Annotated in this window: 19 protein-coding genes; 6 read left to right on the top strand and 13 right to left on the bottom strand. The window is 67.8% G+C overall.

The features are described from left to right. Positions 1 to 42 precede the first annotated feature (42 nt). The 6 genes from KCG34_RS17225 to KCG34_RS17200 form a co-directional block, all read right to left on the bottom strand. A complete protein-coding gene (locus KCG34_RS17225; RefSeq protein ID WP_211936857.1) occupies positions 43 to 519 on the bottom strand; it encodes a hypothetical protein in 477 nt (158 codons plus the stop codon). Positions 520 to 538: 19 nt separating this feature from the next. Next, on the bottom strand, positions 539 to 1,780 hold the full coding sequence (odhB, locus tag KCG34_RS17220; RefSeq protein ID WP_211936856.1) for a 2-oxoglutarate dehydrogenase complex dihydrolipoyllysine-residue succinyltransferase: 1,242 nt from the start codon (positions 1,778 to 1,780) through the stop codon (positions 539 to 541). A gap of 73 nt (positions 1,781 to 1,853) precedes the next feature. Then, the gene (locus KCG34_RS17215; RefSeq protein WP_211936855.1) at positions 1,854 to 4,820 is read right to left on the bottom strand and encodes a 2-oxoglutarate dehydrogenase E1 component; all 2,967 of its coding nucleotides are present in this window, start codon (positions 4,818 to 4,820) and stop codon (positions 1,854 to 1,856) included. A 76-nt stretch (positions 4,821 to 4,896) separates the two neighbouring features. Further along, a complete protein-coding gene (sucD, locus tag KCG34_RS17210; protein ID WP_211936854.1) occupies positions 4,897 to 5,775 on the bottom strand; it encodes a succinate--CoA ligase subunit alpha in 879 nt (292 codons plus the stop codon). Between the two features lie 5 nt (positions 5,776 to 5,780). After that, positions 5,781 to 6,950, bottom strand: a complete 1,170-nt coding sequence (gene sucC / locus KCG34_RS17205) for an ADP-forming succinate--CoA ligase subunit beta (RefSeq protein ID WP_211936853.1) — start codon at positions 6,948 to 6,950, stop codon at positions 5,781 to 5,783. Positions 6,951 to 7,093: 143 nt separating this feature from the next. Then, entirely contained in the window at positions 7,094 to 10,546 is a 3,453-nt protein-coding gene (locus KCG34_RS17200) for a trifunctional glycoside hydrolase family 18/polysaccharide deacetylase/glycosyltransferase family 2 protein (protein ID WP_211936852.1), read from the bottom strand. Positions 10,547 to 10,728: 182 nt separating this feature from the next. Here KCG34_RS17200 and KCG34_RS17195 point away from each other — a divergent pair, with 182 nt between their 5' ends. Beyond that, entirely contained in the window at positions 10,729 to 11,607 is an 879-nt protein-coding gene (locus tag KCG34_RS17195) for an HpcH/HpaI aldolase/citrate lyase family protein (protein ID WP_211936851.1), read from the top strand. Beyond that, positions 11,607 to 12,191 (top strand): hypothetical protein, encoded by a 585-nt coding sequence (locus tag KCG34_RS17190; RefSeq protein WP_211936850.1) that lies wholly within the window; start codon positions 11,607 to 11,609, stop codon positions 12,189 to 12,191. The genes KCG34_RS17195 and KCG34_RS17190 overlap by 1 nt, the downstream gene beginning before the upstream one ends. 7 nt (positions 12,192 to 12,198) lie before the next feature. Here KCG34_RS17190 and KCG34_RS17185 read toward each other — a convergent pair whose 3' ends face one another. Next, the gene (locus tag KCG34_RS17185) at positions 12,199 to 13,191 is read right to left on the bottom strand and encodes an aldo/keto reductase (RefSeq protein ID WP_211936849.1); all 993 of its coding nucleotides are present in this window, start codon (positions 13,189 to 13,191) and stop codon (positions 12,199 to 12,201) included. A gap of 94 nt (positions 13,192 to 13,285) precedes the next feature. On the opposite strand from KCG34_RS17185, the gene KCG34_RS17180 reads away from it, so the two are divergent. Continuing rightward, a complete protein-coding gene (locus KCG34_RS17180) occupies positions 13,286 to 14,179 on the top strand; it encodes a LysR family transcriptional regulator (RefSeq protein WP_211936848.1) in 894 nt (297 codons plus the stop codon). 64 nt (positions 14,180 to 14,243) lie between these two features. On the opposite strand, the gene KCG34_RS17175 is transcribed toward KCG34_RS17180, so the two are convergent. Next, positions 14,244 to 14,687 (bottom strand): HIT domain-containing protein, encoded by a 444-nt coding sequence (locus KCG34_RS17175; protein WP_211936847.1) that lies wholly within the window; start codon positions 14,685 to 14,687, stop codon positions 14,244 to 14,246. A 208-nt stretch (positions 14,688 to 14,895) separates the two neighbouring features. Between KCG34_RS17175 and mdh the strand changes: the two genes are divergently transcribed. The 3 genes from mdh to typA all read left to right on the top strand — a co-directional run bounded on the left by mdh (position 14,896) and on the right by typA (position 18,622). Next, positions 14,896 to 15,858 carry a malate dehydrogenase gene (mdh, locus tag KCG34_RS17170; RefSeq protein ID WP_211936846.1) on the top strand — a complete coding sequence of 321 codons (963 nt, stop codon included), beginning with the start codon at positions 14,896 to 14,898 and terminating at the stop codon, positions 15,856 to 15,858. Between the two features lie 56 nt (positions 15,859 to 15,914). Next, positions 15,915 to 16,406, top strand: a complete 492-nt coding sequence (locus tag KCG34_RS17165) for a GNAT family N-acetyltransferase (RefSeq protein ID WP_211936845.1) — start codon at positions 15,915 to 15,917, stop codon at positions 16,404 to 16,406. A gap of 383 nt (positions 16,407 to 16,789) precedes the next feature. After that, positions 16,790 to 18,622 carry a translational GTPase TypA gene (gene typA, locus KCG34_RS17160; RefSeq protein WP_211936844.1) on the top strand — a complete coding sequence of 611 codons (1,833 nt, stop codon included), beginning with the start codon at positions 16,790 to 16,792 and terminating at the stop codon, positions 18,620 to 18,622. 39 nt (positions 18,623 to 18,661) lie between these two features. Here typA and KCG34_RS17155 read toward each other — a convergent pair whose 3' ends face one another. The 5 genes from KCG34_RS17155 to KCG34_RS17135 form a co-directional block, all read right to left on the bottom strand. Continuing rightward, positions 18,662 to 20,074, bottom strand: coding sequence for an NAD(P)(+) transhydrogenase (Re/Si-specific) subunit beta (locus KCG34_RS17155; RefSeq protein WP_211936843.1), 1,413 nt, complete (start codon positions 20,072 to 20,074; stop codon positions 18,662 to 18,664). Next, entirely contained in the window at positions 20,071 to 20,436 is a 366-nt protein-coding gene (locus KCG34_RS17150) for a hypothetical protein (RefSeq protein WP_211936842.1), read from the bottom strand. The genes KCG34_RS17155 and KCG34_RS17150 overlap by 4 nt, the downstream gene beginning before the upstream one ends. Positions 20,437 to 20,461: 25 nt before the next feature. Then, positions 20,462 to 20,788 carry a proton-translocating transhydrogenase family protein gene (locus KCG34_RS17145; protein ID WP_211936841.1) on the bottom strand — a complete coding sequence of 109 codons (327 nt, stop codon included), beginning with the start codon at positions 20,786 to 20,788 and terminating at the stop codon, positions 20,462 to 20,464. A gap of 19 nt (positions 20,789 to 20,807) precedes the next feature. Then, a complete protein-coding gene (locus KCG34_RS17140; RefSeq protein WP_211936840.1) occupies positions 20,808 to 21,944 on the bottom strand; it encodes a Re/Si-specific NAD(P)(+) transhydrogenase subunit alpha in 1,137 nt (378 codons plus the stop codon). 255 nt (positions 21,945 to 22,199) lie between these two features. After that, a complete protein-coding gene (locus KCG34_RS17135) occupies positions 22,200 to 22,427 on the bottom strand; it encodes an aa3-type cytochrome c oxidase subunit IV (protein WP_211936839.1) in 228 nt (75 codons plus the stop codon). Between the last annotated feature and the right edge of the window lie 166 nt (positions 22,428 to 22,593).

Raw genomic sequence — 22,593 nt, 5'->3', positions numbered from 1 at the left:
TTTGTAGATACAAGACGTAGATACGTGTGCGCCAGCCGACGTTCAATAGGGTGGCGCGGCGAGGTTGGGAAACAGCCCCATCAGCAGGCGGAGCAGCAGAATGGCGGCGATGGCGGCTCCAGCCACGAGCAAGGTCCCCGTCAGCATCGCGGCGACGGATCCTTTCGGACGCCGATGCGCGGCGCCGACGATCAGCCAGCCGGCATAGGGGAACAGAAAGAAGGCTGTGAGCACGGAGCCAAGGCGCCAGCCAGCGCCCGCAGCCTTCTGGACAGGGGAGCGCGGCGGCGCGCGGCGCGGCCGGGGCGGCGTCAACTCTTTGAAGAAGGCGCGCGCGTCGGTGAGCTGGTCGCCAGGCACAGCTACCCGGAAGCCCTGGAGGGCGAACTGCTCGACCCACATCGCCACGCCGAAATGCTCGTCCATGACGATGGCGTCGATACCGCCCGAGCGCAGGGCGCTGGCGGCGACCTGCGCCTCCGGCAGATTGGTGAAGGTCGCCACCACAGCCAGGGCCATGGCGGCGAGCTTAGCGGTATCAGAGGTCCAGCAGCAACCGCTGCGGGTCTTCGATGTGTTCCTTGACCTTCACCAGGAAGGTCACCGCGCCCTGGCCGTCGACCACGCGGTGGTCGTAGGAAAGGGCCAGGTACATCATCGGGCGGATCACGATCTGGCCGCCGACCACCATCGGCCGCTCCTGGATCTTGTGCATGCCCAGGATGCCGGACTGCGGCGCGTTCAGGATCGGGGTCGACATCAGCGAGCCATAGACCCCGCCGTTGGAGATGGTGAAGGTGCCGCCCTGCAGGTCCTCCATGGCCAGCTGGCCGTCGCGGGCCTTCTTGCCGAGGGCGCCGATGGCTTTTTCCACCCCGGCCAGATTCAGGGCGTCGGCATCGCGCACCACCGGCACCACCAGGCCCTTGTCGGTGCCGACGGCGACGCCGATGTCATAGTGGTTCTTGTAGATCAGGTCCGTGCCTTCGATCTCGGCGTTGACGTCCGGCACGTCCTTCAGCGCGGCGATGCAGGCCTTCACGAAGAAGCTCATGAAGCCGAGCTTCACCCCGTGGCGCTTTTCGAACACGTCCTTGTACTGATTGCGCAGGGCCATGATCGCGCTCATGTCCACCTCGTTGAAGGTGGTCAGCATGGCGGCGGTGTTCTGCGCCTCCTTCAGCCGGCGGGCGATGGTCTGGCGCAGGCGCGTCATGCGCACCCGCTCTTCCCGGTCGGCCAGGGCGCGGGGCTCGGCGGCGACCAGGGTCGGAGCCGGGGCGGCGGCGGGGATCGCCGCCGCCGCCTCGATGGCGCCCAAGGCGTCGCCCTTGGTGATGCGACCGTCCTTGCCGCTGCCGGCGATCGCGGCCGGGTCGAGCCTGTTCTCGGCGACGATGCGCTGCACCGAGGGCGACAGCGGCAAGGCCGAGGCGGCCGGTGCGGGGGCGGCGGCGACGGGAGTCGGTGCAGGCGCTGCCGGGGCGGGCGACGGCGCGGGTTCAGGGGCCTTCGGGGCCGGCTTGGCCGGGGCTGCGGCCGCGCCGCCGGCGGAGATGCGGCCGAGCACGGCGCCGGGCGTCACGGTCGCGCCCTCATCGAAGGCGATCTCTGAAAGGACGCCGTCCTCCTGGGCCACCACTTCCAGCGAGACCTTGTCGGTCTCCAGCTCGACCAGGACCTCGTCCTTCCTGACCGCCTCGCCGGGTTTCTTGGCCCAGCGGGCCACGGTCGCTTCGGTGACGGATTCGCCGAGCGCCGGGGTCATGATGTCGGTCATATCGGGTCGTGCTCCTTGGTCGGGGGCTATTAGCCCCCCGGTCTCATCTCGAACAGGCTTTAAGCGGGCGCCGCTACTCGGCCAGGGCCTCGGCGAGGAAGGCCTTCAGCTCCTTGGTATGGCGGCTCATCAGGCCGGCGGCGGTCGAGGCCGAGGCCGGGCGGCCCACATAGCGGGCGCGCTTGGCCGCGATCTTCATCCGGGCCAGGGTCAGCTCCAGCCAGGGATCGACGAAAGTCCAGCCGCCCATGTTCTTGGGCTCCTCCTGGCACCAGACCAGTTCGGCGTTGGCGAACCTGTTCAGCTCGGTGGTCAGGGACCGCATCGGCCAGGGATAGAACTGCTCAAGGCGGAGGATGTAGACGTCGTCCTTGCCCTCGGCCTCGCGGGCGTCCAGCAGGTCGTAATAGACCTTGCCCGAGCACAGGACCACGCGGCGGATATCCTTGTCCGACTTCAGCTTGAGCGTGGTCAGGCCGCGGTTCAGCTCCGCATCGTCCCACAGGACGCGGTGGAAGGACGAGCCCTCGGCCATGTCCGAAAGGTGCGAGACCGCCTTCTTGTGCCGCAGCAGCGACTTGGGCGTCATGATCACCAGCGGCTTGCGGAACGGCCGGTGCATCTGGCGGCGCAGGACGTGGAAGTAGTTGGCCGGGGTCGAGCAATTGACGACCTGCATGTTGTCTTCGGCGCAGAGCTGCAGGTATCGCTCCAGGCGGGCGGAGGAGTGCTCCGGCCCCTGGCCCTCGTAGCCGTGCGGCAACAGCATGGTCAGGCCGGACATACGCAGCCACTTGCGTTCGCCGGACGAGATGAACTGGTCGACAACCACCTGGGCGCCGTTGGCGAAGTCGCCGAACTGGGCCTCCCACAGGGTGAGCGTGTTGGGGTCGGCCAGCGAGAAGCCGTATTCGAAGCCCAGCACCGCCTCTTCCGACAGGGCCGAGTCGATCACCTCGAAATGGGCCTGGCCGGGGCGGATGTTGTTGAGGGGCGTGTAGTGCTCCTCGTTGGTCTGGTCGATGATGTCCGAGTGGCGCTGCACGAAGGTGCCGCGCACGCTGTCCTGGCCGGACAGGCGCACCGGATAGCCCTCGTCCAGCAGGCTGGCGAAGGCCAGGTGCTCGGCCGTGCCCCAGTCGATGCCCTCGCCCTTGGCGATCGCCTCGTGGCGGGCGTCGATGGCGCGCTTGACGGTCTTGTGGCCGTTGATGCGCGACGGGATCACGGTGATCTTGCCGCCCAGCTCCTTCAGCTTCTGCAGCGGGACGCTGGTGGCGCCGCGGCGCTCCTCGCCCTCGGCGGCGCCCATGCTCGACCACTTGCCGTCCAGCCAGTCGGCCTTGTCCGCCTGATAGGTCTTGCCGGCGTCGAATTCGGCTTCCAGGAAGGCCTCGAAGTCGGCGACCAGGGCGTCGACCTCGGCCTGGGTGACCACGCCCTCGCCCACCAACCGCTGGGCGTAGAGCTCGCGGGTCGATGGATGCGGCTTGATCTTCGCGTACATCAGCGGCTGGGTCATGGTCGGGTCGTCGCCCTCGTTGTGACCGAATCTGCGGTAGCAGAACATGTCGATCACGACGTCCTTGCCGAACTTCTGGCGGTACTCGGTAGCGACCTTGGCGGCGAACACCACCGCCTCCGGCGAGTCGCCGTTGGCGTGGAAGATCGGCGCCTCGACCATCAGCGCCGAGTCCGACGGATAGGGGCTGGAGCGCGAATAGCGCGGGTTGGTGGTGAAGCCGATCTGATTGTTGACGATGAAATGCACCGTGCCGCCGGTGCGATAGCCCTTCAGGCCCGACAGCGCGAAACACTCGGCCACCACGCCCTGGCCGGCGAAGGCGGCGTCGCCGTGCAGGATCAGCGGCATCACATGGCCGCGGCCGGCGCTGGGGTCGTCCCGCAGCAGGAAGGCCTGCTTGGCCCGCGCCTTGCCCAGCACCACCGGGTTGACGATCTCCAGGTGCGAGGGGTTGGCGGTCAGCGACAGGTGGACGCTGTTGCCGTCGAAGCTTCGGTCCGACGAGGCGCCCAGGTGGTACTTGACGTCGCCCGAGCCCTCGATGTCGCTGGGCAGGGACGAGCCGCCCTGAAACTCGTGGAAGATGATGTGATAGGGCTTGCCCATCACGGCGGCCAGCACGTTCAGGCGGCCGCGGTGCGGCATGCCGATGACGATGTCTTTCACGCCCAGGGCGCCGCCGCGCTTGATGATCTGCTCCAGCGCAGGGACCGTGGCCTCGGCGCCGTCGAGGCCGAAGCGCTTGGTGCCGGGGAAGCGCTTGGCCAGGAAGCGTTCGAAGGTCTCCGCCTCGATCAGCTTCTTCAGGATCGCGATCTTGCCCTCGGGCGTGAAGACGATCTCCTTGTCGCGGCCTTCGATCCGCTCCTGCAGCCAGGCCTTCTCGTTGGGGCTGGAGATGTGCATGTACTGCACGCCCACGTCGCCGCAGTAGGTGCGCCGCAGGATGGTCAGGATCTCGCGGATGGTCGAGGTTTCCAGGCCCAGCACATAGTCGAGGAAGATCGGCCGGTCATAGTCGCTCTCGGCGAAGCCATAGCTGGCCGGATCGAGTTCGCTGGCGTCTTCCTTCTCGGCCAGGCCCAGGGGGTCGAGATTGGCGGCCAGGTGGCCGCGCATGCGGTAGGCGCGGATCATCATGATCGCGCGCAGGGAATCCAGGGTGGCGGCGCGGACTGCGTCGGCGTCGGCGGCCGGCGCCCGTTCGGCGGCCTTCACCGCCAGCTTGGCCTCGACCGCGGGCCACAGGCCGTCGATGGCCGACAGCCAGTCGGGGCGGGAGGGGGCGATGCTATTCGGCGTCCAGCTCGGCTTTTCCGCCGCCCGCTTCACCTCGTCGGTCTGGTCGCGCAGCGAGGCGAAGAAGGCCCGCCACGAAGGCTCGACCGAGGCCGGGTTCTGCGCCCACTGAGCGTAGAGGTCTTCCACGAAGGCGCCATTGCCGCCGTAGAGGAACGAGGTCGCGCTGAGGACCTGGTTCAATCGCCCCGGGGCGATGCTGGAGTCGTCCGCCATAGTCTCCGTTTCCCGGCGTTACGCCGCGGAGCTTCTGGATAAGGAGCTGAGCGCGGCCGCCCTACTTAACCTAACGTCAGGCGCTTTTCAGCACCTCTACCAGAGTTTCGCCGAGTTTGGCCGGCGAAGGTGAAACCCGTATTCCCGCCGCCTCCATGGCCGCGATCTTGTCCTCGGCGCCGCCCTTACCGCCCGAAATAATGGCGCCAGCATGACCCATGCGGCGTCCCGGCGGCGCGGTGCGGCCGGCGATGAAGCCGACCATCGGCTTCTTAACCTTGGATTGTTTAATGAATTCGGCAGCGTCTTCTTCGGCCGAACCGCCGATCTCGCCGATCATGATGATCGACTTGGTCTCAGGGTCGGCCAGGAACATCTCCAGGACCTCGATGAACTCGGTGCCCTTGACCGGGTCGCCGCCGATCCCGACCGCCGTGGTCTGGCCGAGGCCGACCTGGGTGGTCTGGAACACGGCTTCATAGGTAAGCGTGCCCGAGCGCGAGACAACGCCCACCGAGCCGGCCTTGAAGATATTTCCCGGCATGATGCCGATCTTGCACTGGTTGGGGGTCAGGACCCCCGGGCAGTTGGGGCCGATCAGCCGCGACTTCGAGCCCGACAGGGCGCGCTTGACCTTGACCATGTCGGCCACCGGGATGCCCTCGGTGATGCAGACGATCAGCGGCACTTCCGCGTCGATGGCTTCCAGGATGGCGTCGGCCGCGCCCGGCGGCGGGACGTAGATCACGCTGGCGCTGGCGCCGGTGGCCTCGACCGCCTCTCCGACGGTGTCGAACACCGGCAGGCCGATGTGGGTCGAGCCGCCCTTGCCCGGCGAGGTGCCGCCGACCATCTGGGTGCCGTAGGCCAGGGCCTGTTCGGTGTGGAAGGTGCCCTGGGCGCCGGTCATGCCCTGGACGATGACCTTGGTGTTCTTGTCGATCAGAATCGCCATGACGCTTACGCCGCCCCCTTAACCGCCTTGACGATCTTCTCGGCGCCGTCCGACAGGTCGTTGGCCGCGATGACGTTCAATCCGCTTTCGTTGATGATCTTCTTGCCGAGATCGACATTGGTGCCTTCCAGGCGCACCACCAGCGGAACCTTCAGCCCCACCTCCTTGACCGCCGACACCACGCCCTCGGCGATGATGTCGCAGCGCATGATGCCGCCGAAGATGTTGACCAGAATCCCCTTCACATTGGGGTCGGCAGTGATGATCTTGAAGGCCGCGGTGACCTTCTCCTTGGAGGCGCCGCCGCCGACGTCGAGGAAGTTGGCCGGCTCGGCGCCGTAGAGCTTGATGATGTCCATGGTCGCCATGGCCAGGCCCGCGCCGTTGACCATGCAGCCGATCTCGCCGTCGAGGGCGATGTAGGAGAGGTCGTGCTTGGAAGCCTCGATCTCCTTCTCGTCCTCTTCGGTCTCGTCGCGCAGTTCGCGCACGTCCGGGTGACGATAGAGGGCGTTGTCGTCGAAGCTGACCTTGGCGTCCAGGACGCGCAGCTCGTCCGAGCCGGTGACGATCAGCGGGTTGATCTCCAGCATCGCCATGTCCTTGGCGACGAAGGCGGCATAGAGCTTGGGCAGCAGCGCCCCGATCTGCTTGCCGAGGTCGCCGCTCAGGCCCAGGGCCTTGGCCAGCTTGCGGCCGTGATGCGGGAACACGCCGGTGGCCGGGTCGATCGAGAAGGTCGCGATCTTTTCCGGGGTCTTGTGGGCGACCTCCTCGATGTCCATGCCGCCTTCGGTGGAGGCGACCACCGAGACCCAGCTGGTCTCGCGGTCCACCAGCAGCGACAGGTAGAGCTCGCGGGCGATCTGGGCGCCTTCCTCGATATACAGGCGGCGGACGATGCGGCCCTTGGGGCCGGTCTGGTGGGTGACCAGGGTCATGCCCAGCATGCGGGTCGCCTCGGCCTTCACGTCGTCCAGCGACTTGACCACCTTGACCCCGCCGCCCTTGCCGCGACCGCCGGCGTGGATCTGGGCCTTGACCACCCAGACCGGCCCGCCAAGGGCCTCGGCGGCCTTGACCGCCTCGTCGACGCTGAAGGCGGCCTGGCCGCGCGGAACAGGAACGCCGAACTCCTTGAGGACGGCCTTGGCTTGATGCTCGTGGATATTCATGGGGTCCCGTCGCTGGGCGGAAGGGCGTGAGGAGCCACTTCGGATCGGGGGCCTTATAGGCGCCCCGTCCCGGGAGGGCAACGCCAGAACGCGGCGGAAAGCGGTTTCAAAACCGACATATCCGCGTTCCGCCCAATGGGTGGTCAGGTATGGCTTTCCACCGCCGCCGTCGCCCGCCGCTCCAGCTTGCCCCAGCCGACGATCGGGCCGCGGACGGCGGTGATCACCGCCTTCAGCACCACATAATACATCAGCTGGCGATAACCGAAGCGTTGCACCGGCAGCCAGGGCAGCTCGCGCCACGGCGCGCGCTTTTCAAGCGCCATGCCCAGCGCCGCCGCCGACAGGTCGACGAAGATGAACACCGCCCAGTAGAGCAGCGAGCGCACCAGGCTGTCGGTCTCGGCCTCGGCCTGGTGGAAGACGTGGTCGAGGCCGGCGGCGATCAGGCTCCAGACCACCGCCAGGTCCACCAGCGGCGCGGCCGTGGCCAGGACGATCTGGAACAGCCAGATCTGCGGCAGGGCGACGAAGCCCAGGATCGGGCGCTTCCTGCTGAACGTGGCCTCGCGGTGCTTCCAGATGCACTGCAGGGTGCCGAACGACCAGCGGAAGCGCTGTTTCAGCAGGCCCTGCACGGTTTCGGGCGCCTCAGTATAGGCTCTAGCGTCGGGGTCGAACTCCACCCGCCAGCCGGCGCGCTGCACGGCGATGGTCAGGTCCTGGTCCTCGGCCAGGGTGTCGGCGGGATAGCCGCCCAGCTGCTCCAGGGCTGCGCGCCGCCAGGCGCCGACCGCCCCCGGCACCACGGTCACCGCGCCCAGGGCCGCCAGCGCCCGCCGCTCCAGGTTCTGGGCGGTGACGTATTCCAGGGCCTGCCAGCGGGTGACGATGTTGCGCCGGTTGCCCACCAGGGCGTTGCCGGCCACCGCCCCCACCTTGGGATCGGCGAACCAGCGCACCAGGCGCGGGATGGTCGAGGGCGGGAACAGGGTGTCGGCGTCCAGGGCCACGACGATCTCGCCCTTGACTTGGTCCAAGCCCCGGTTCAGCGCCAGGGCCTTGCCGCCATTGGGGAAGCGCATCAGCCGCACGCGCGGGTCGCTCGCGAAATGCTTCTCGACCTCGGCCGAGGTGCCGTCGGACGAGCCGTCGTCCAGCACCAGCACCTCCAGCCGGGTCCAGCGGGATTCCAGGATCCGCGCCACCGAGGCGGCGATCACCTTTTCCTCGTTGAAGCAGGGGATCAGCACGCTGACCAGCGGGCCGGTTTCGGGGTCCAGCTCCTTCGGCTCGCGCCCGCCCTCGCGGAAGCGGTGAACCAGGGCCAGCACCGCCAGGAACACCAGCCGCAACATGCCCAGGGTGATGGCGGTGATGAACAGGGCCTCCAGCGCGAAATTCACTTCGCGGAAGATGCCGAAGCCTAGCCGGTCCAGGGTCAGCTCCAGCCACTGGCGCTGGGTCGGCGGATTGCCCTGCTCGACCGGCATGCCGGCCAGTTCGGCCAGGCTCACCAGGCGGTAGCCGTGGGCCCTCAGCTGGTCGATCAGGTTGGGCAGGGCCTCGATGGTGCGGCTGCGGTCGCCGCCGCTGTCGTGCAGCAGGATCACCTGGCCGGGCGGCCGGTCGATGGTGCCGGGATCGGCCAGCTGGGCCAGCGAACGCTGCACGATCAGGGCCGGGTCCGGCTTCTTCCAGTCGTCCGGGTCGATGCGCAGGCCGGCGATCAGGTAGCCGAGCTTCTGGGCGTCGACCAGCGGGTCGACCTCGGCCGGGGTCGATGGTTCGGCGTCCCCGAAGTAGGGCGGACGCATGAAGCGCATCGACCGGCCGGTGATCACCTCGAACAGCCTCTGGGTGGCGTTCAGCTCCAGGTCGGTCTCCGGCACGGGCAGAAGGCCGATATTGGGGTGGGTATAGGTGTGGTTGCCCACCACCATGCCCTGGCGCACCTCGCGCTCGACCAGCTCGGGGTGCTTCTGCATGTTCATGCCGATGACGAAGAAGGTCGCCGGCGCGTCCTTGTCCTTCAGGATCTGCAGGATCTTGGGCGTCCAGCGCGGGTCGGGCCCGTCGTCGAAGGTCAGGGCCACCAGCCCCTTCTTGGCCCCGTAGCGCTGTATTTCGTAGGCGCTGGGCAGCTTGTCGTAGCTCTGGTCGGCGATCAGCCCGGTGTCGGGGTCGAAGGTCAGGCTGCGGTGGCCCAGGGTCGGGGTGGCGGTGATGTGCAGCACTTCGCCCGTGCCGTCGAAATCCACGCCCTGGCCGGTGCTGATCCGGGTCAGGTTGGAGGAATCGACCTGGCCATACGGCTTGCCGAGGATGCTCCACATGCCGGGGTCTTCCGCCCCCAGGCGCCACATGGCGTAGCCGCGCACCCGCCAGGGGTCGGTGACCTTGACCTGGTTGAACAGGGTGGTGGCGTCGAGGAACCAGACGGTGTGCTTGATCCCGCCGTTGTCCTCGTCGGTGTAGCTGAAGGTCGGGTTCAGGGCGTCGTCGTCGTAGCGGATGGTCGCCGACGAATCCCGGGCGATCTGCATGGCTTCGTGGAAGTCGATCACGTCGGCCCGGCCCTGGCCCGAGGCGTCGCGCGCGGCCCAGTCATAGCCGTAGGAGCCGTAGGCCATGATGGTCTTTTCCGGATCCAGCTTGGACATGCGCAGGTCGAGGTTCTTTTCGAACCAGTCCTGGCCGGCGGCCGGGCCGGGGCTGCCCGTGCTCCAGTGCTGGTCATAGGCCATCAGCACCAGCGAGTCGGTGGCGTCCTGCAGGGCGCGGAATGGCTGATCCTCGTCGTCGAACGGGGCGGTGACCCAGACCTCCAGCTTGTGCGGGGCCAGCGCGGCCTTGGCGCGGCGCAGGAAGGCCGGATAGGCGGCGATGGCGTTCGGCGACAGGTTCTCCAGGTCGAAGCAGTAGCCGGCGTAGTTGTGCTTGGCGGCCTGCACCACCAGCGTGGCCAGGAGCTTGTCCTCGGCGCCCTTGTTCAGGATAATCCCGTCGCCGATGGCGGTGTCGAAGATCGCCTCGTGGGCGTTGTGCACCACCGCCATGATCGCCGGCGGCTTCTGCTGCGCCGCGATCGCCGACATGGCCTCGGCGTCGTCGGTGAGGTCGACGTCGCCCTGGGCGTCGTGCAGGGCGATCCATTGCGGCGCCACCACGTCCAGCTGGCTCGCATGATCCTTCAGCGACTGGCGCGCCTCGGCGTCCCAGCTGACATAGAAGCCGACGGTCAGGGGCCGGATGGCCTTGTTGGTCGCCGCCGCCCGCGGCCGCTGGATGATCCGGGTCCAGGCCGGCTTGGCCCCCTTCAGGAAGCGCTTGGCCGTCTCCTGATGCAGGCCCTGCAGCACTCGGGGGTCCTGCATCTCGATGGTGGGCAGGCGCGGGGCGAAAGCCAATGTGGCCAGGAATCCGGCGACGATCGCCGCCAGCAGCGACAGCAGAAGTCCGCCGAACTGGCCGGCGCGCCGCGCCCGCTTGCCGGAGGGGTCGTGGAATACGAAGCGGTCATGGCCATTCCGCCCCGGCTGTTCGGGGGCGGACTCAAGGCTATGCGGTTCCTGGGAAGGGGAATCTGACGTCATGGCGAGGGATTGGCCGGCCCGAAGGTCCCCGAATCAAGGGCGCCGACGCTCGGCGCCGGCGCACGCTTATCACTACTCTGCGCAAGCCTATACCCTTCCGGCGCCGGGTTGACACCCCGCGCCGCTGACGCTTGATCCTGTGTGCAAGCCGCGGCCGAAATCAGGCGGGATGGAGACCGGAAATGAGCAGCCATCGCCCTCGCCGCAGCGTCCTCTACATGCCCGCCTCAAACGCGCGGGCGATCGAAAAGGCCAAGGGCCTGGCCTGCGATGTGGTGATCTTGGACCTGGAGGACGCGGTCGCCCCCGAGGCCAAGGCCGAGGCCCGCGCCCAGGCGGTGGCCGCCGTTCAGGCGGGCGGCTTCGGCCAGCGCGAGGTGGTGATCCGATGCAACGCCCTCTCCACCCCTTGGGGCGAGGAAGACCTGAAGGCGGCGGCGCGGGCGGGGCCGGACGCGGTGGTGGTCCCCAAAATCCAGGGACCGGCCGACATCGCCGCCTATGACGCGGCGCTCGCGGCTGCGCCGGCGAAAACCGAGCTCTGGGCCATGATCGAGACCTGCCCGGCGGTGTTCGCCCTGGAGCCGATCGCGGCCATGGCTCAGGCCAGCCGCCTTCGCGCCTTCTGCCTGGGGCTCAACGACCTCGCCAAGGAGATGAACTGCCGTCAGACCCCGGGGCGCGAGCCGTTCCTGGCCGTCCTGACCCTGGCGGTGGCCGCCGGCCGCATCTACGGCCTGACCCTGCTGGACAGCGTGTTCAACGGTATCGACGATCTCGAGGGCCTGGAGGCTGCCTGCCGCCAGGGCGCCGACTTCGGCTTCGACGGCAAGACCATCATACATCCCAGCCACATCGAGGCCTGCAACCGCGTCTTCGGCCCCGATCCGGGCGAGGTCGAGTGGGCGCGGGCGGTGATCGCCGCCTTCAACGTACCCGAAAACGGCGGCAAGGGCGCGCTGCGGGTCGAGGGGCGTCTGGCCGAGCGCCTGCACCTGGCCCAGGCCGAGGCCCTCGTCGCCCGCGCCGAGGCGATCACTGCGCGGGAAGCCGTCCGCTGATGCACCCGGCCGGCGCAGCGCTCGCCTTGGCCCTCGGCGCCGCCCAGCCGGACGCCGCGCCCGCGACGACGCCGCCCGCAGCGACCCAGACCCAACCGCCGCCGTCACCTTTGCAGCCGGGCGCGCCGGGCGCGCCGGCGCCGCCCCAGGCCGGCGAGGATGCGCCGCCGCCCGAACCCCTGGCCGACGACGCCAAGGGAACCACGGTCGACCAGGCCTACGCCTCGGCCGAGGCCCGCCAGGGCGCGCTCGACGGCCGCTGGCGGCTCAGCGACGCCGCCGGTGTCCCGCTGTTCGATTTCCAACTGACCGATCCAGGCGAAAAGCCTTCACCCCGCACCAGCGACACCGCCCGCCCCCAGATCGAGGGCGCCTGGCGCGACCTGCGCCGCGAGGGCGCCCTGGGCGGCGACGGGGTGGTGGATCAGGTCGTCCGCGACGGCGACAAGCTGGTGATCAGCTTCCACGAGCGGGACGCGGCCCATCCCATGCAGGCGATCCTGCACGCCGAGACCAACGGCGGTTGGATCGGCGAGCTGGCCGAGGTCGGGGCGACGACGATCGTGTTCCTGGAGCGGCCGTAGAGGCCGCTCAGCGATTGGTCTGTGCCAGCACGGCCGCCGGCAGGCGCGCGCCCTGAATGCTGATCTTGGAGGCCGCTTCGTCGATGGCGGCGAGGTCCCGGGGCGTGAGTTCGACCCGGTCGGCGCCAAGGTTCTCCTCCAAGCGATGCAACTTGGTCGTGCCCGGGATCGGCACGATCCACGGCTTCTGCGCCATCAGCCAAGCGAGCGAGATCTGCGCTGGCGTGGCCTGCTTGCGGCCGGCGATCTGCTTGAGAAGCTCGACCATGGCCATGTTGGCGGCGCGTGCGTCGGCGGCGAAGCGCGGCGAGATCGAGCGGAAATCGGTGGGCGCAAGCTCGGTGGTGGTGTCGATCTTCCCAGTCAAAAAGCCGGCCCCTAGCGGGCTGAACGGCACGAAGCCGATGCCCAGTTCTTCGCACAGGGCGAGCGCGCCGTTCGCTTCCACATCCCGGGTCCACAGCGAGTATTCGCTCTGCAGCGCCGTGACCGGCTGCACCGCGTGGGCCCGGCGGATCGAGGCCAGGCTGGCTTCCGAAAGCCCGAAATGCTTCACCTTACCGGCATCGATCAGGTCCTTCACCGCGCCGGCGACATCCTCCATCGGAACCGCCGGATCCACACGGTGCTGATAGAGAAGGTCAATGCGGTCGGTCCGCAGCCGCTTCAGCATTGCATCGACTACGGCCCGGATATGCTCGGGACGGCTGTCCAGCCCGCCGGTTCGAGCGCCTGTCTCTAGGTCGATGTCGAACCCGAACTTGGTCGCGATCACCACCTGGTCACGGAACGGCGCCACGGCCTCGCCCACCAGCGCCTCGTTGGCGAACGGGCCATAGGCTTCGGCGGTGTCGAACAGGGTCACCCCGCGGTCGAACGCGGCGCGGATCATCGCGATGGCCTCGGCGGCGGGCGTCGGCTCGCCGTAGCCCGAGGAAAGGCCCATGCAGCCATATCCGAGGGCGGAAACCTCGAGTGTTCCGAGCTTGCGCTTGTTCATGTCGGCTCCTTCGTCTGCGGAGCACAAGGTAGGACGCGCGCGAGGCGCCGATTAGACGCTAAGATGCGCATGAACCTATCAGCAGGACTAATCAATGCGCCGCGAGGACCTGGGCGACCTGACGACCTTTCTCGTGGTGGCGGAGGAGCGCAGCTTCACGCGCGCTGCGGCCCGCCTTGGGTCATCGCAGTCGGCTGTGAGCCAGACGGTCCGCCGCCTCGAAACCCGGCTGGGTCTGAGCTTGCTGACCCGCACGACGCGCAGCGTTGCGCCGACCCTGGCTGGCGAGCGGTTGCTGGCCAACCTGCGGCCCGCCTTCGATGAGATTGGCTCCCAGCTTGCCGCCGTCACCGAACTGCGGGACAAGCCGGCCGGTCCGGTTCGCATCACCACGAGCCAACATGCCGCTGAGACCGTCCTGTGGCCTGTGCTCGAACGGCTGCTGCCCGACTATCCGGACGTGAACGTCGAGCTTTCGGTGGACACCGGCTTTCGCGACATCGTGGCCGATCGCTTCGACGCCGGCGTGCGCCTGGGCGAACAGGTCGACAAGGACATGATCGCGGTCCGTATCGGCCCGGACCTGCGCATGGCCGTGGTGGGCGCGCCAGCCTATTTCGAGCGGCATGAGCGGCCGCACACGCCGCACGATCTGACCGGCCATGACTGCATCAATCTGCGGTTCCCGACCCTAGGCGGCCTCTATGCCTGGGAGTTCGAGAAGGAGGGGCGCGAACTGCATGTCCGGGTGGAAGGGCAGCTGATCTTCAATGAGACCCGGCTGATCCTGAAGGCGGCCTGCGCGGGGCTGGGCTTGGCGTTCGTGTTGGAGGATCACGTCAAGGATCCGCTGACCGACGGCCGCCTGGCGCGAGTCCTCGAAGATTGGTGCCCGCCGTTCTCCGGCTATCACCTCTACTATGCGAGCCGCCGCCAACCGACACCGGCGTTCGCCCTGCTGGTGGAGGCGCTGAGGTTCAGGGCGTGAGCGGCATTTTGAACTCGGACTGCGATGACGACCTCCAAGTAGGGCATGGTGCGCCGGGCGACCGCTATTCCCCTCGAACCGCAACCCCGCCCAGCACCAGCTGAGCGGCTTCCAGGGCATGGGCGAGATCGGCCGGGTCATAGGCCACAGCCTCGCCCGCGCCCCAGACCGGGCCGGGCCATGCGGCGTCGTCGGCGCGGCGGCCGACCACGTGGGCGTGCAATTGGGGCGTGATATTGCCCAGCATGCCGGCGTTCAGCTTCTCCACCGGGCGGCCGAGGGCTGAACCGATGGCCCGCACGGCGGCGCCGGCCAGCACTACCTCTTCCATCAGCTGGGCGCGGTCGGCGGCTTTCAGGTGCTCGATTTCGCGCGCGCCGAAGCGGCGGGGGATCAGGACGATCCACGGCCAGCGGGCGTCGGCCTGCAGCCTCGCCTCGCAGAGCGCCAGGGACGCCAGGGGCTTTGACGTGCGCAGGAAATCCGGCGCGATCGAAAACTTGTCCACACTAGGACTCCAGATTGGGTGCATCGACCCCGGTGGGCGGCCTTGGCGGAAACGCCTTCGCCCGAGGGCGGCGCCCCATAGCAGGGCCGGACGGCCCTGGCGAGCGGCGCCGATCATCTGTCCACCGCTTGCGAGCGCCCGACTTGGGGGCTAGACCGCAGGCCAGTTTCTCCCCGCAAGCACCTGAATAGCCCCGGAGGCCCCCAATATGGCTCGTGCGAAGATCGCCCTCATCGGCGCCGGTATGATCGGCGGCACCCTCGCCCACGTCGCGGCGCGCGAAGAACTGGGCGACGTGATCCTGTTCGACATCGTCGAGGGCATTCCCCAGGGCAAGTCGCTGGACATCGCCGAGGCCACGCCGGTGTTCGGCACGGACGTGGCCCTGAAGGGCGTCAACGACTATGCCGGCATCGCCGGCGCCGACGTCTGCATCGTCACCGCCGGCGTGCCGCGCAAGCCCGGCATGAGCCGCGACGACCTCCTGGGCATCAACCTCAAGGTCATGAAGGCCGTCGGCGAGGGCATCAAGGCCCACGCCCCGAACGCCTTCGTCATCTGCATCACCAACCCCCTGGACGCCATGGTCTGGGCGCTGCAGCAGTTTTCGGGCCTGCCGCACAACAAGGTCATCGGCATGGCCGGCGTCCTGGACTCGGCCCGCTTCCGCTACTTCCTGGCCGAGAAGACCGGGGTTTCGGTCGAGGACATCCACGCCTGGACCCTGGGCGGCCACGGCGACGACATGGTGCCGATGGTGCGCCACTCGACGGTCGGCGGCCTGCCGCTGCCCGAGTTGGTCAACCAGGGCTTCATGACCCAGGAAGAGCTGGACGGGATCGTCAAGCGCACCCGCGGCGGCGGCGGCGAGATCGTGGCCCTCCTGAAGACCGGCTCGGCCTATTACGCCCCGGCCGAAAGCGCCATCGCCATGGCCACCTCGTACCTGAAGGACAAGAAGCGGGTCCTGCCCTGCGCCGTGCACCTGACCGGCCAGTACGGCCTGTCGGGCCTCTATGTCGGCGTGCCGGCGGTGATCGGCGCCGGCGGCGTCGAGCGGGTGATCGAATTCCCGACCAATGACGAGGAAAAGGCCATGTTCGCCAAGTCGGTCGACTCGGTGAAGGGCCTGATGGAAGCCTGTAAGGGGATCGAGCCGTCGCTAAAATAAGGCCCAGGGAAATAGGCCCCACGCTCGAGACCGCCCGACTGATCCTCCGCCCCACCATGGCGGAGGACTTCGAGCCCTGGGCGGACTTCATGGCCGATGAGGTGGCCACGCGCTTCATCGGCGGACCCCAGCCGCGCGCCGTGGCCTGGCGCGGATTCCTATCCGTGGTCGGGGCCTGGACCATCCAGGGCTTCGCCATGTTCTCGGTGATCGAAAAGGACACTGGGCGCTGGATTGGCCGCCTCGGCCCCTGGGTCCCCGAGGGCTGGCCCGGAACCGAGGTGGGCTGGGGCATCGTCCGCGAGGCCTGGGGCAAGGGCTACGCCACCGAAGGCGCAGCGGCCGCGATCGAATGGGCCTTCGAACATCTAGGCTGGAGCGAGGTGATCCACTCCATAGACCCGCAGAATAAAGCCTCGCAGAGGGTCGCGATCCGGCTTGGCTCGACCACCCGCCGGCCGGGCCGTCTGCCGCCGCCCTACGAAGACGATCCGGTCGAGATCTGGAGCCAGACCCGCGAACAATGGCGGGCGCGCAAGGGCGCTTGAGAACCTGTCCCGTCTCCGCGGGGCGCGGCCAAAAAAATGGCCGCGCTAGACAGCGCGGCCAAGTTTATAGGGAGGAAACGCCCAGGAAGGGCAGAAACGTCAGGGACGTTTCACAGCTCTGGTATACGGTGCAGCGCACAATTCATCAAGCGCAATTTTACAGGTGAGGCGCAGTTTTTCTCCCTCGGCCGCCAGAATCCTTGATTTCCTAAGCCTTTAGGCCTAGACCGCGACAAAACGCGCATGTTGCGCCGCACAATTCGAATTCATTTCACTCCCCAGGGGTTTAAGCGGCCGCCGGGTCCCCGGCGGTACGGCTGGCTATTCGGCCCGCCGTCACGTAAAAGCCCCGCGCCCCTCCTCCCAAAGGCCTACCCCCTCCCATGTCGCTCCGTAACATCGCCATCATCGCCCACGTCGACCACGGCAAGACCACTCTGGTGGATCAGCTCCTGGCCCAGTCCGGCGTGTTCCGCGCCAACGAGGCGACGGTCGAGCGGGCCATGGACTCCAACGACCAGGAGCGCGAGCGCGGCATTACGATTCTCGCCAAATGCACCTCGGTCCTGTGGCACGGCAAGGCGGGCGAGACCCGCATCAACATCATCGACACCCCCGGCCACGCCGACTTCGGCGGCGAGGTGGAGCGGATTCTGGGCATGGTGGACGGCTGCGTCCTCCTCGTCGACGCTGAGGAAGGCGTCATGCCCCAGACCAAGTTCGTGCTGGGCAAGGCGCTGAAGATGGGCCTGCGCCCCATCGTGGTCCTGAACAAGGTCGACCGCGCCCATGCCGACCCGGACCGGGTGCTGAACGACGCCTTCGACCTGTTCGCCACCATGGGCGCCACCGACGAGCAGCTGGACTTCCCGCACCTCTACGCCTCGGGCAAGCAGGGCTGGGCGGTGGTGGACATGAAGGATCCGCAGGAGAGCCTGGCGCCGCTCTATGACCTGATCGTCGAGCACGTGCCCCCGCCGGCCGCCGAGGCGCGTCACGACCAGCCGGCCGCGGTTCTGGCGGTGCTGATCGAGAGCGATCCGTTCCTGGGCCGCCTGCTGACCGGCCGCGTCGACGCGGGCGTGCTCAAGCCCGGCATGGCCATCCATGCCCTGTCGCGCGACGGCAAGGAGGTCGAGCGCGGCCGGGTGACCAAGCTCCTGGCCTTCCGCGGCCTCAAGCGCCAGCCGATCGAGGAAGCCGAAGCCGGCGACATCGTCGCGGTCGCGGGCCTCTCCAAGGCCACCGTGGCCGACACCCTGTGCGCCATGGAGGTCACCGAGGCCCTGCCGGCCCAGCCGATCGACCCGCCGACCATCTCCATCACCGTCTCCGTGAACAACAGCCCCCTGGCCGGCCGCGACGGCGACAAGGTGCAGAGCCGGGTGATCCGCGAGCGCCTGCTGCGCGAGGCGGAATCCAACGTGGCCATCAAGGTCAGCGAAACCGCCGACAAGGACGCCTACGAGGTCGCCGGGCGCGGCGAGTTGCAGCTGGGCGTTCTGATCGAGAACATGCGCCGCGAAGGCTTCGAGGTTTCGATCAGCCGTCCCCGCGTGGTCTACCAGACCGGCGAGAACGGCGAGCGGCTGGAGCCGATCGAGGAAGTCGTGATCGACGTCGACGACGAATATTCCGGCGTGGTCATCGAAAAGCTGTCGGCCCGTAAGGCCGAGCTGAAGGACATGGGCCCCTCGGGCGCCGGCAAGACCCGCATCACCCTGGTCAGCCCCTCGCGCAGCCTGATCGGCTATCAGGGCGAGTTCCTGACCGACACCCGCGGCTCGGGCGTCCTGAACCGCATCTTCTCGCACTATGAGCCGCACAAGGGGGCCATCGAGGGCCGCCGCAACGGCGTCCTGGTCTCCAACTCCGACGGCGACATGGCGGCCTACGCCCTGTGGAACCTGGAAGAGCGCGGCACCATGTTCGTGGGCGCGGGCGAAAAGGCCTATCAGGGCATGATCATCGGCGAGAACAGCCGCGCTGACGACCTGGACGTCAACCCGATGAAGGCCAAACAGCTCACCAACGTGCGCGCCTCGGGCAAGGACGAAGCCGTCAAGCTGACCCCGCCGCGCCGCCTGACCCTGGAGCAGGCCATCGCCTATATCGAAGAGGACGAGCTGGTCGAGGTGACGCCCAAGGCCATCCGCCTGCGTAAGGCGGTGCTGAACCCGAGCTTCCGCAAGAAACGGATGCGCGAAGACGCTTAAGTCAGACGCTCTGCCTTAGGATCGAGGGAAAGGGGCTCTTCAGAGCCCCTTGACGATGCCCTCGACCATTTTCTTGGCGTCGGCGAACAGCATCATGGTGTTGTCCTTGAAGAACAGCTCGTTCTCGACGCCGGCATAGCCCGAGCCCATGCCGCGCTTGACGAACAGGACGGTGCGGGCCTTTTCCACGTCCAGGATCGGCATGCCGAAGATCGGTGACTGCGGGTCGGTCTTGGCCGCCGGGTTGGTGACGTCGTTGGCGCCGATGACAAAGGCCACGTCGGCAGTGGGGAACTCGGCGTTGATGTCCTCCAGCTCGAACACCTCGTCGTAAGGAACGTTGGCTTCGGCCAGCAGCACGTTCATGTGCCCGGGCATGCGGCCGGCGACGGGGTGGATGGCGTATTTCACCTCGACGCCCTCCTCCTTCAGCTTGTCGGCCATTTCCCGCAGCGCGTGCTGGGCCTGGGCAACCGCCATGCCGTAGCCGGGGACGATGATCACTTTCGAAGCGTTCTTCATGATGAAGGCCGCATCGTCGGCGCTGCCTTGCTTGACGGGCCGGGTCTCGACCTTGCCGCCGGCTGCCGCCACGTCGCCGCCGAAGCCGCCCAGGATCACCGAGACGAAGCTGCGGTTCATGCCCTTGCACATGATGTAGGACAGGATCGCGCCCGAGGAGCCCACCAGGGCCCCGGTGATGATCAGGGTGGTGTTCTCCAGGGTGAAGCCCAGGGCCGCCGCCGCCCAGCCGGAATAGCTGTTCAGCATCGACACCACCACCGGCATGTCCGCGCCGCCGATGGGGATGATCAGGGTGATCCCGGCGGTCAGCGCCAGGGCCGTGATCCCCCAAAAGGCCCACTTGGCCGAGCCGCCGCTCATCACCAGCACTACGATCAGGGCCACGACGGCGACGCCGATGGCGATGTTCAAGAGGTGGCGGGCGGGCAGCAGGATCGGCGCGCCGCTCATGTTTCCGTTCAGCTTGGCGAAGGCGATCACCGAGCCGGTGAAGGTGATGGCGCCGATGGCCACGCCCAGCGACAGCTCGATCAGGCTCTCCAGCTTCACCCCGCCGTCCGGCGTGGTGATGTGATAGGCGGCCGGGGTGTAGAGGGCGGCCACGGCCACCAGGCAGGCCGAGAGGCCCACCAGGCTGTGGAAGGCGGCCACCAGCTGCGGCATCGAGGTCATCGGCACCCGGCGGGCGATCAGCGCCCCGACCGAGCCGCCGATCAGCACCCCGGCGAAGATCAGGCCGATGGTGACCGGGTCCAGCGCGGCTTGCGAGGCCAGGGTCATCAGGGTGACGCTGACGGCGATGGCCATGCCCAGCATGCCCATCTGGTTGCCCCGGCGGCTGGTCTCGGGGCTGGACAGCCCCCTCAGCGCCAGGATGAACAGCACGCCCGAGATCAGATAGGCGATGGCGGCGATATTGGCGTTCATAAAGCGATCCCCATCCGGCGCTTCATCCGTCCGGACGCGCGCCTTCTCAGATTTGTCAGGACTTTGTCGGGAACGAGCCAGGAGGCTACGGCGATCACCGAGGCCAAACCGAGCAAGATGATCAAAGGCCAATTTTGCATTCGCCAGGCGCGTTGCAGCCATTGATAGCCGTCGAACGCCAACAGAGCGGCCGCAAATGCGCGAGCTGCCCACATCAACGGCTTGAAAACCCAGCGCTCAAGGCCCGTGAAGTTGGCCGGCCTCGAGCTGCGTTCCCGCAGGAGCAGCAAGAAGAAGCCGAATGGAATGACCGCGATGGCGATCATTGAAACCAGGCCCAGAGCGGTATCTGACAGCATCATGGATCGCGCCTTTGTGCGGCTTCGATCACTTCGCCCGGTCCTTCTTCTTGTACATGGCCAGCATCCGCTGGGTGACCAGGAAGCCGCCGAAGATGTTGACCGAGACCAGGGCTGCGGCCAGCGCGCCGGCGCCCTTGGAGATCCACACCGAGCCGCCGGCGGCGGAGCCTTCGACGCCATGAGCTGCGGCAGCGAGCAGCGCGCCGACGATGATCACCGAGGAGATGGCGTTGGTCACCGCCATCAGCGGCGTGTGCAGGGCCGGGGTCACGCTCCAGACCACGTAATAGCCGACGAATATCGCCAGCACGAAGATGGCGAGGCGGAACACGGTCGGGTCGACGGTTTCCATTTCGGATGCTCCGAGGCGATCAGGACTTCAGGGACGGATGGACGATGGCCCCGCCCTGGGCGACCAGGGCGGCTTTCAGGATCTCGTCCTCGAGGTCGGGGGCCAGCGCCCCTTCCTTGTTCAGGAGCAGGCCGGCGAAGGCCAAGAGGTTCTTGGCGTAGAGGCTGGAGCTGTCGGCCGCCAGCCGGCCCGGCAGGTTGGTGTAGCCGACGATCTTGGCTCCATTGTCGGTGATCACCACCTCGCCGGCCTTGGCCCCGACCACATTGCCGCCCTGCTCGACGGCCAGGTCGATCAGGACCGAGCCCGGCTTCATCGAGGCCACCTGCTCGGCCGAGACCAGTTTCGGCGCCGGCCGGCCCGGGATCAGGGCGGTGGTGATGACGATGTCCTGCTTGGCGATATGGGTGGAGACCAGGGCCGCCTGCTTGGCCTGGTATTCGGCGCTCATCTCCTTGGCGTAGCCACCGGCGGTCTGGGCGTTCTTGAACTCCTCGTCCTCGACCGCCAGGAACTTAGCCCCGAGGCTTTCGACCTGCTCCTTGGTCGCCGGGCGCACGTCGGTGGCGGTGACCACCGCCCCAAGCCGGCGCGCCGTGGCGATGGCCTGCAGGCCGGCGACGCCGACGCCCATGATGAACACCTTGGCCGCCGCGACGGTGCCGGCGGCGGTCATCATCATCGGGAACGCCCGGCCATAGGCCTCGGCCGCTTCGATCACCGCGCGATAGCCGGCCAGGTTGGCCTGGCTGGACAGGGCGTCCATCACCTGGGCCCGGGTGATGCGCGGGATGAACTCCATGGCGAAGGCTGAGACGCCCTTGGCCGCCAGGGCCTCGACGACGGCCTTGTCGCCGTAAGGGTTGAGCAGGGCCGCCAGGAGGACGCCGCTCTTCAGCGCGGCGATCTCCTCATCGGCGGGGGCGCGGACCTTGAACAGGATGTCGGCGCCCGCCAGGGCCGCCTCGGCCGTGGGCGCGATCTCGGCCCCCGCAGCGGCGTAATCGGCATCTGGAAACGAGGCCGCAAGTCCCGCGCCCGTCTCCACGATCACGGAAAAGCCCAGCCCGATCAGCTTCTTGACGCTGTCCGGCGTCGCCGCAACCCGCGTCTCACCCGCGCGACGTTCCTTCGTGACCGCAATACGCGCTGTCATCCGTGCAAGATCCCCCGCTGGCCCGCCCCATCGCTCTGTTCCCGTTCGCGGAAACCGGCTCAGGGGAACGCTTGGCGCATTAGTTGCGGGAGGGGGACGCGCTTGTCCAGCGGCCAGGCGTCATCCTTTTGACCTGAGGCGACGAAATAGGCGCCCCGGCACGGAAAAAGCCGAAGCGGGCTGGCCGCTTCGGCCGATTCAAACAATTGTTTGCAGAAATTCTGTCGCCGGCATTAGCTGGCCAGCGACGGAGCGTCAGTGCGCAGCGGCGCGCTCGCGCAGGCCGACCACGCCCAGCACCAGCAGGGCCAGGGCCGCGCCGGCCGAACCGCCGAAGCCGGTCTGGGTGCAGAACAGCAGGGTGAAGAACAGCACGCCGACGGTGACGGCCAGCGAGCCCCACTTGGTCGCCGCCATGACGCCCTTGAAGGTCGCCGCCTGCTCGCGGATGTCCATTTCGCCGCGATGATACTCGGAAGCCATGCCTTGATCGTCCTTATGAGTGCGCTGTTCCCGCCGTGTGGGGCCGAGTATACGAACCTGGCCGTAGGCTCAAGGGTGCGCGCGCCTGCGACAGGCGCGGTCAATCGTCCCTGAGCGAATCCGCACAGATCCCGCCGGTGGTTGGCCGCCCGGCGGGCAATCCAAA

The sequence above is a fragment of the Phenylobacterium montanum genome (genome assembly GCF_018135625.1).
Lineage (GTDB): Bacteria > Pseudomonadota > Alphaproteobacteria > Caulobacterales > Caulobacteraceae > Poindextera > Poindextera montana.
Note: the sequence above shows the minus strand (reverse complement) of the source record. Positions and strands in the feature narration are given on the sequence as shown.

What these genes read in the sequence shown, in the direction of transcription:
- KCG34_RS17225 (WP_211936857.1), bottom strand. Translation starts at nt 519, where the DNA reads ATGGCCCTGGCTGTGGTGGCGACCTTCACCAATCTGCCGGAGGCGCAG.
- odhB (WP_211936856.1), bottom strand. Translation starts at nt 1,780, where the DNA reads ATGACCGACATCATGACCCCGGCGCTCGGCGAATCCGTCACCGAAGCG.
- KCG34_RS17215 (WP_211936855.1), bottom strand. Translation starts at nt 4,820, where the DNA reads ATGGCGGACGACTCCAGCATCGCCCCGGGGCGATTGAACCAGGTCCTC.
- sucD (WP_211936854.1), bottom strand. Translation starts at nt 5,775, where the DNA reads ATGGCGATTCTGATCGACAAGAACACCAAGGTCATCGTCCAGGGCATG.
- sucC (WP_211936853.1), bottom strand. Translation starts at nt 6,950, where the DNA reads ATGAATATCCACGAGCATCAAGCCAAGGCCGTCCTCAAGGAGTTCGGC.
- KCG34_RS17200 (WP_211936852.1), bottom strand. Translation starts at nt 10,546, where the DNA reads ATGACGTCAGATTCCCCTTCCCAGGAACCGCATAGCCTTGAGTCCGCC.
- KCG34_RS17195 (WP_211936851.1), top strand. Translation starts at nt 10,729, where the DNA reads ATGAGCAGCCATCGCCCTCGCCGCAGCGTCCTCTACATGCCCGCCTCA.
- KCG34_RS17190 (WP_211936850.1), top strand. Translation starts at nt 11,607, where the DNA reads ATGCACCCGGCCGGCGCAGCGCTCGCCTTGGCCCTCGGCGCCGCCCAG.
- KCG34_RS17185 (WP_211936849.1), bottom strand. Translation starts at nt 13,191, where the DNA reads ATGAACAAGCGCAAGCTCGGAACACTCGAGGTTTCCGCCCTCGGATAT.
- KCG34_RS17180 (WP_211936848.1), top strand. Translation starts at nt 13,286, where the DNA reads ATGCGCCGCGAGGACCTGGGCGACCTGACGACCTTTCTCGTGGTGGCG.
- mdh (WP_211936846.1), top strand. Translation starts at nt 14,896, where the DNA reads ATGGCTCGTGCGAAGATCGCCCTCATCGGCGCCGGTATGATCGGCGGC.
- KCG34_RS17165 (WP_211936845.1), top strand. Translation starts at nt 15,915, where the DNA reads ATGGCGGAGGACTTCGAGCCCTGGGCGGACTTCATGGCCGATGAGGTG.
- typA (WP_211936844.1), top strand. Translation starts at nt 16,790, where the DNA reads ATGTCGCTCCGTAACATCGCCATCATCGCCCACGTCGACCACGGCAAG.
- KCG34_RS17155 (WP_211936843.1), bottom strand. Translation starts at nt 20,074, where the DNA reads ATGAACGCCAATATCGCCGCCATCGCCTATCTGATCTCGGGCGTGCTG.
- KCG34_RS17150 (WP_211936842.1), bottom strand. Translation starts at nt 20,436, where the DNA reads ATGATGCTGTCAGATACCGCTCTGGGCCTGGTTTCAATGATCGCCATC.
- KCG34_RS17145 (WP_211936841.1), bottom strand. Translation starts at nt 20,788, where the DNA reads ATGGAAACCGTCGACCCGACCGTGTTCCGCCTCGCCATCTTCGTGCTG.
- KCG34_RS17140 (WP_211936840.1), bottom strand. Translation starts at nt 21,944, where the DNA reads ATGACAGCGCGTATTGCGGTCACGAAGGAACGTCGCGCGGGTGAGACG.
- KCG34_RS17135 (WP_211936839.1), bottom strand. Translation starts at nt 22,427, where the DNA reads ATGGCTTCCGAGTATCATCGCGGCGAAATGGACATCCGCGAGCAGGCG.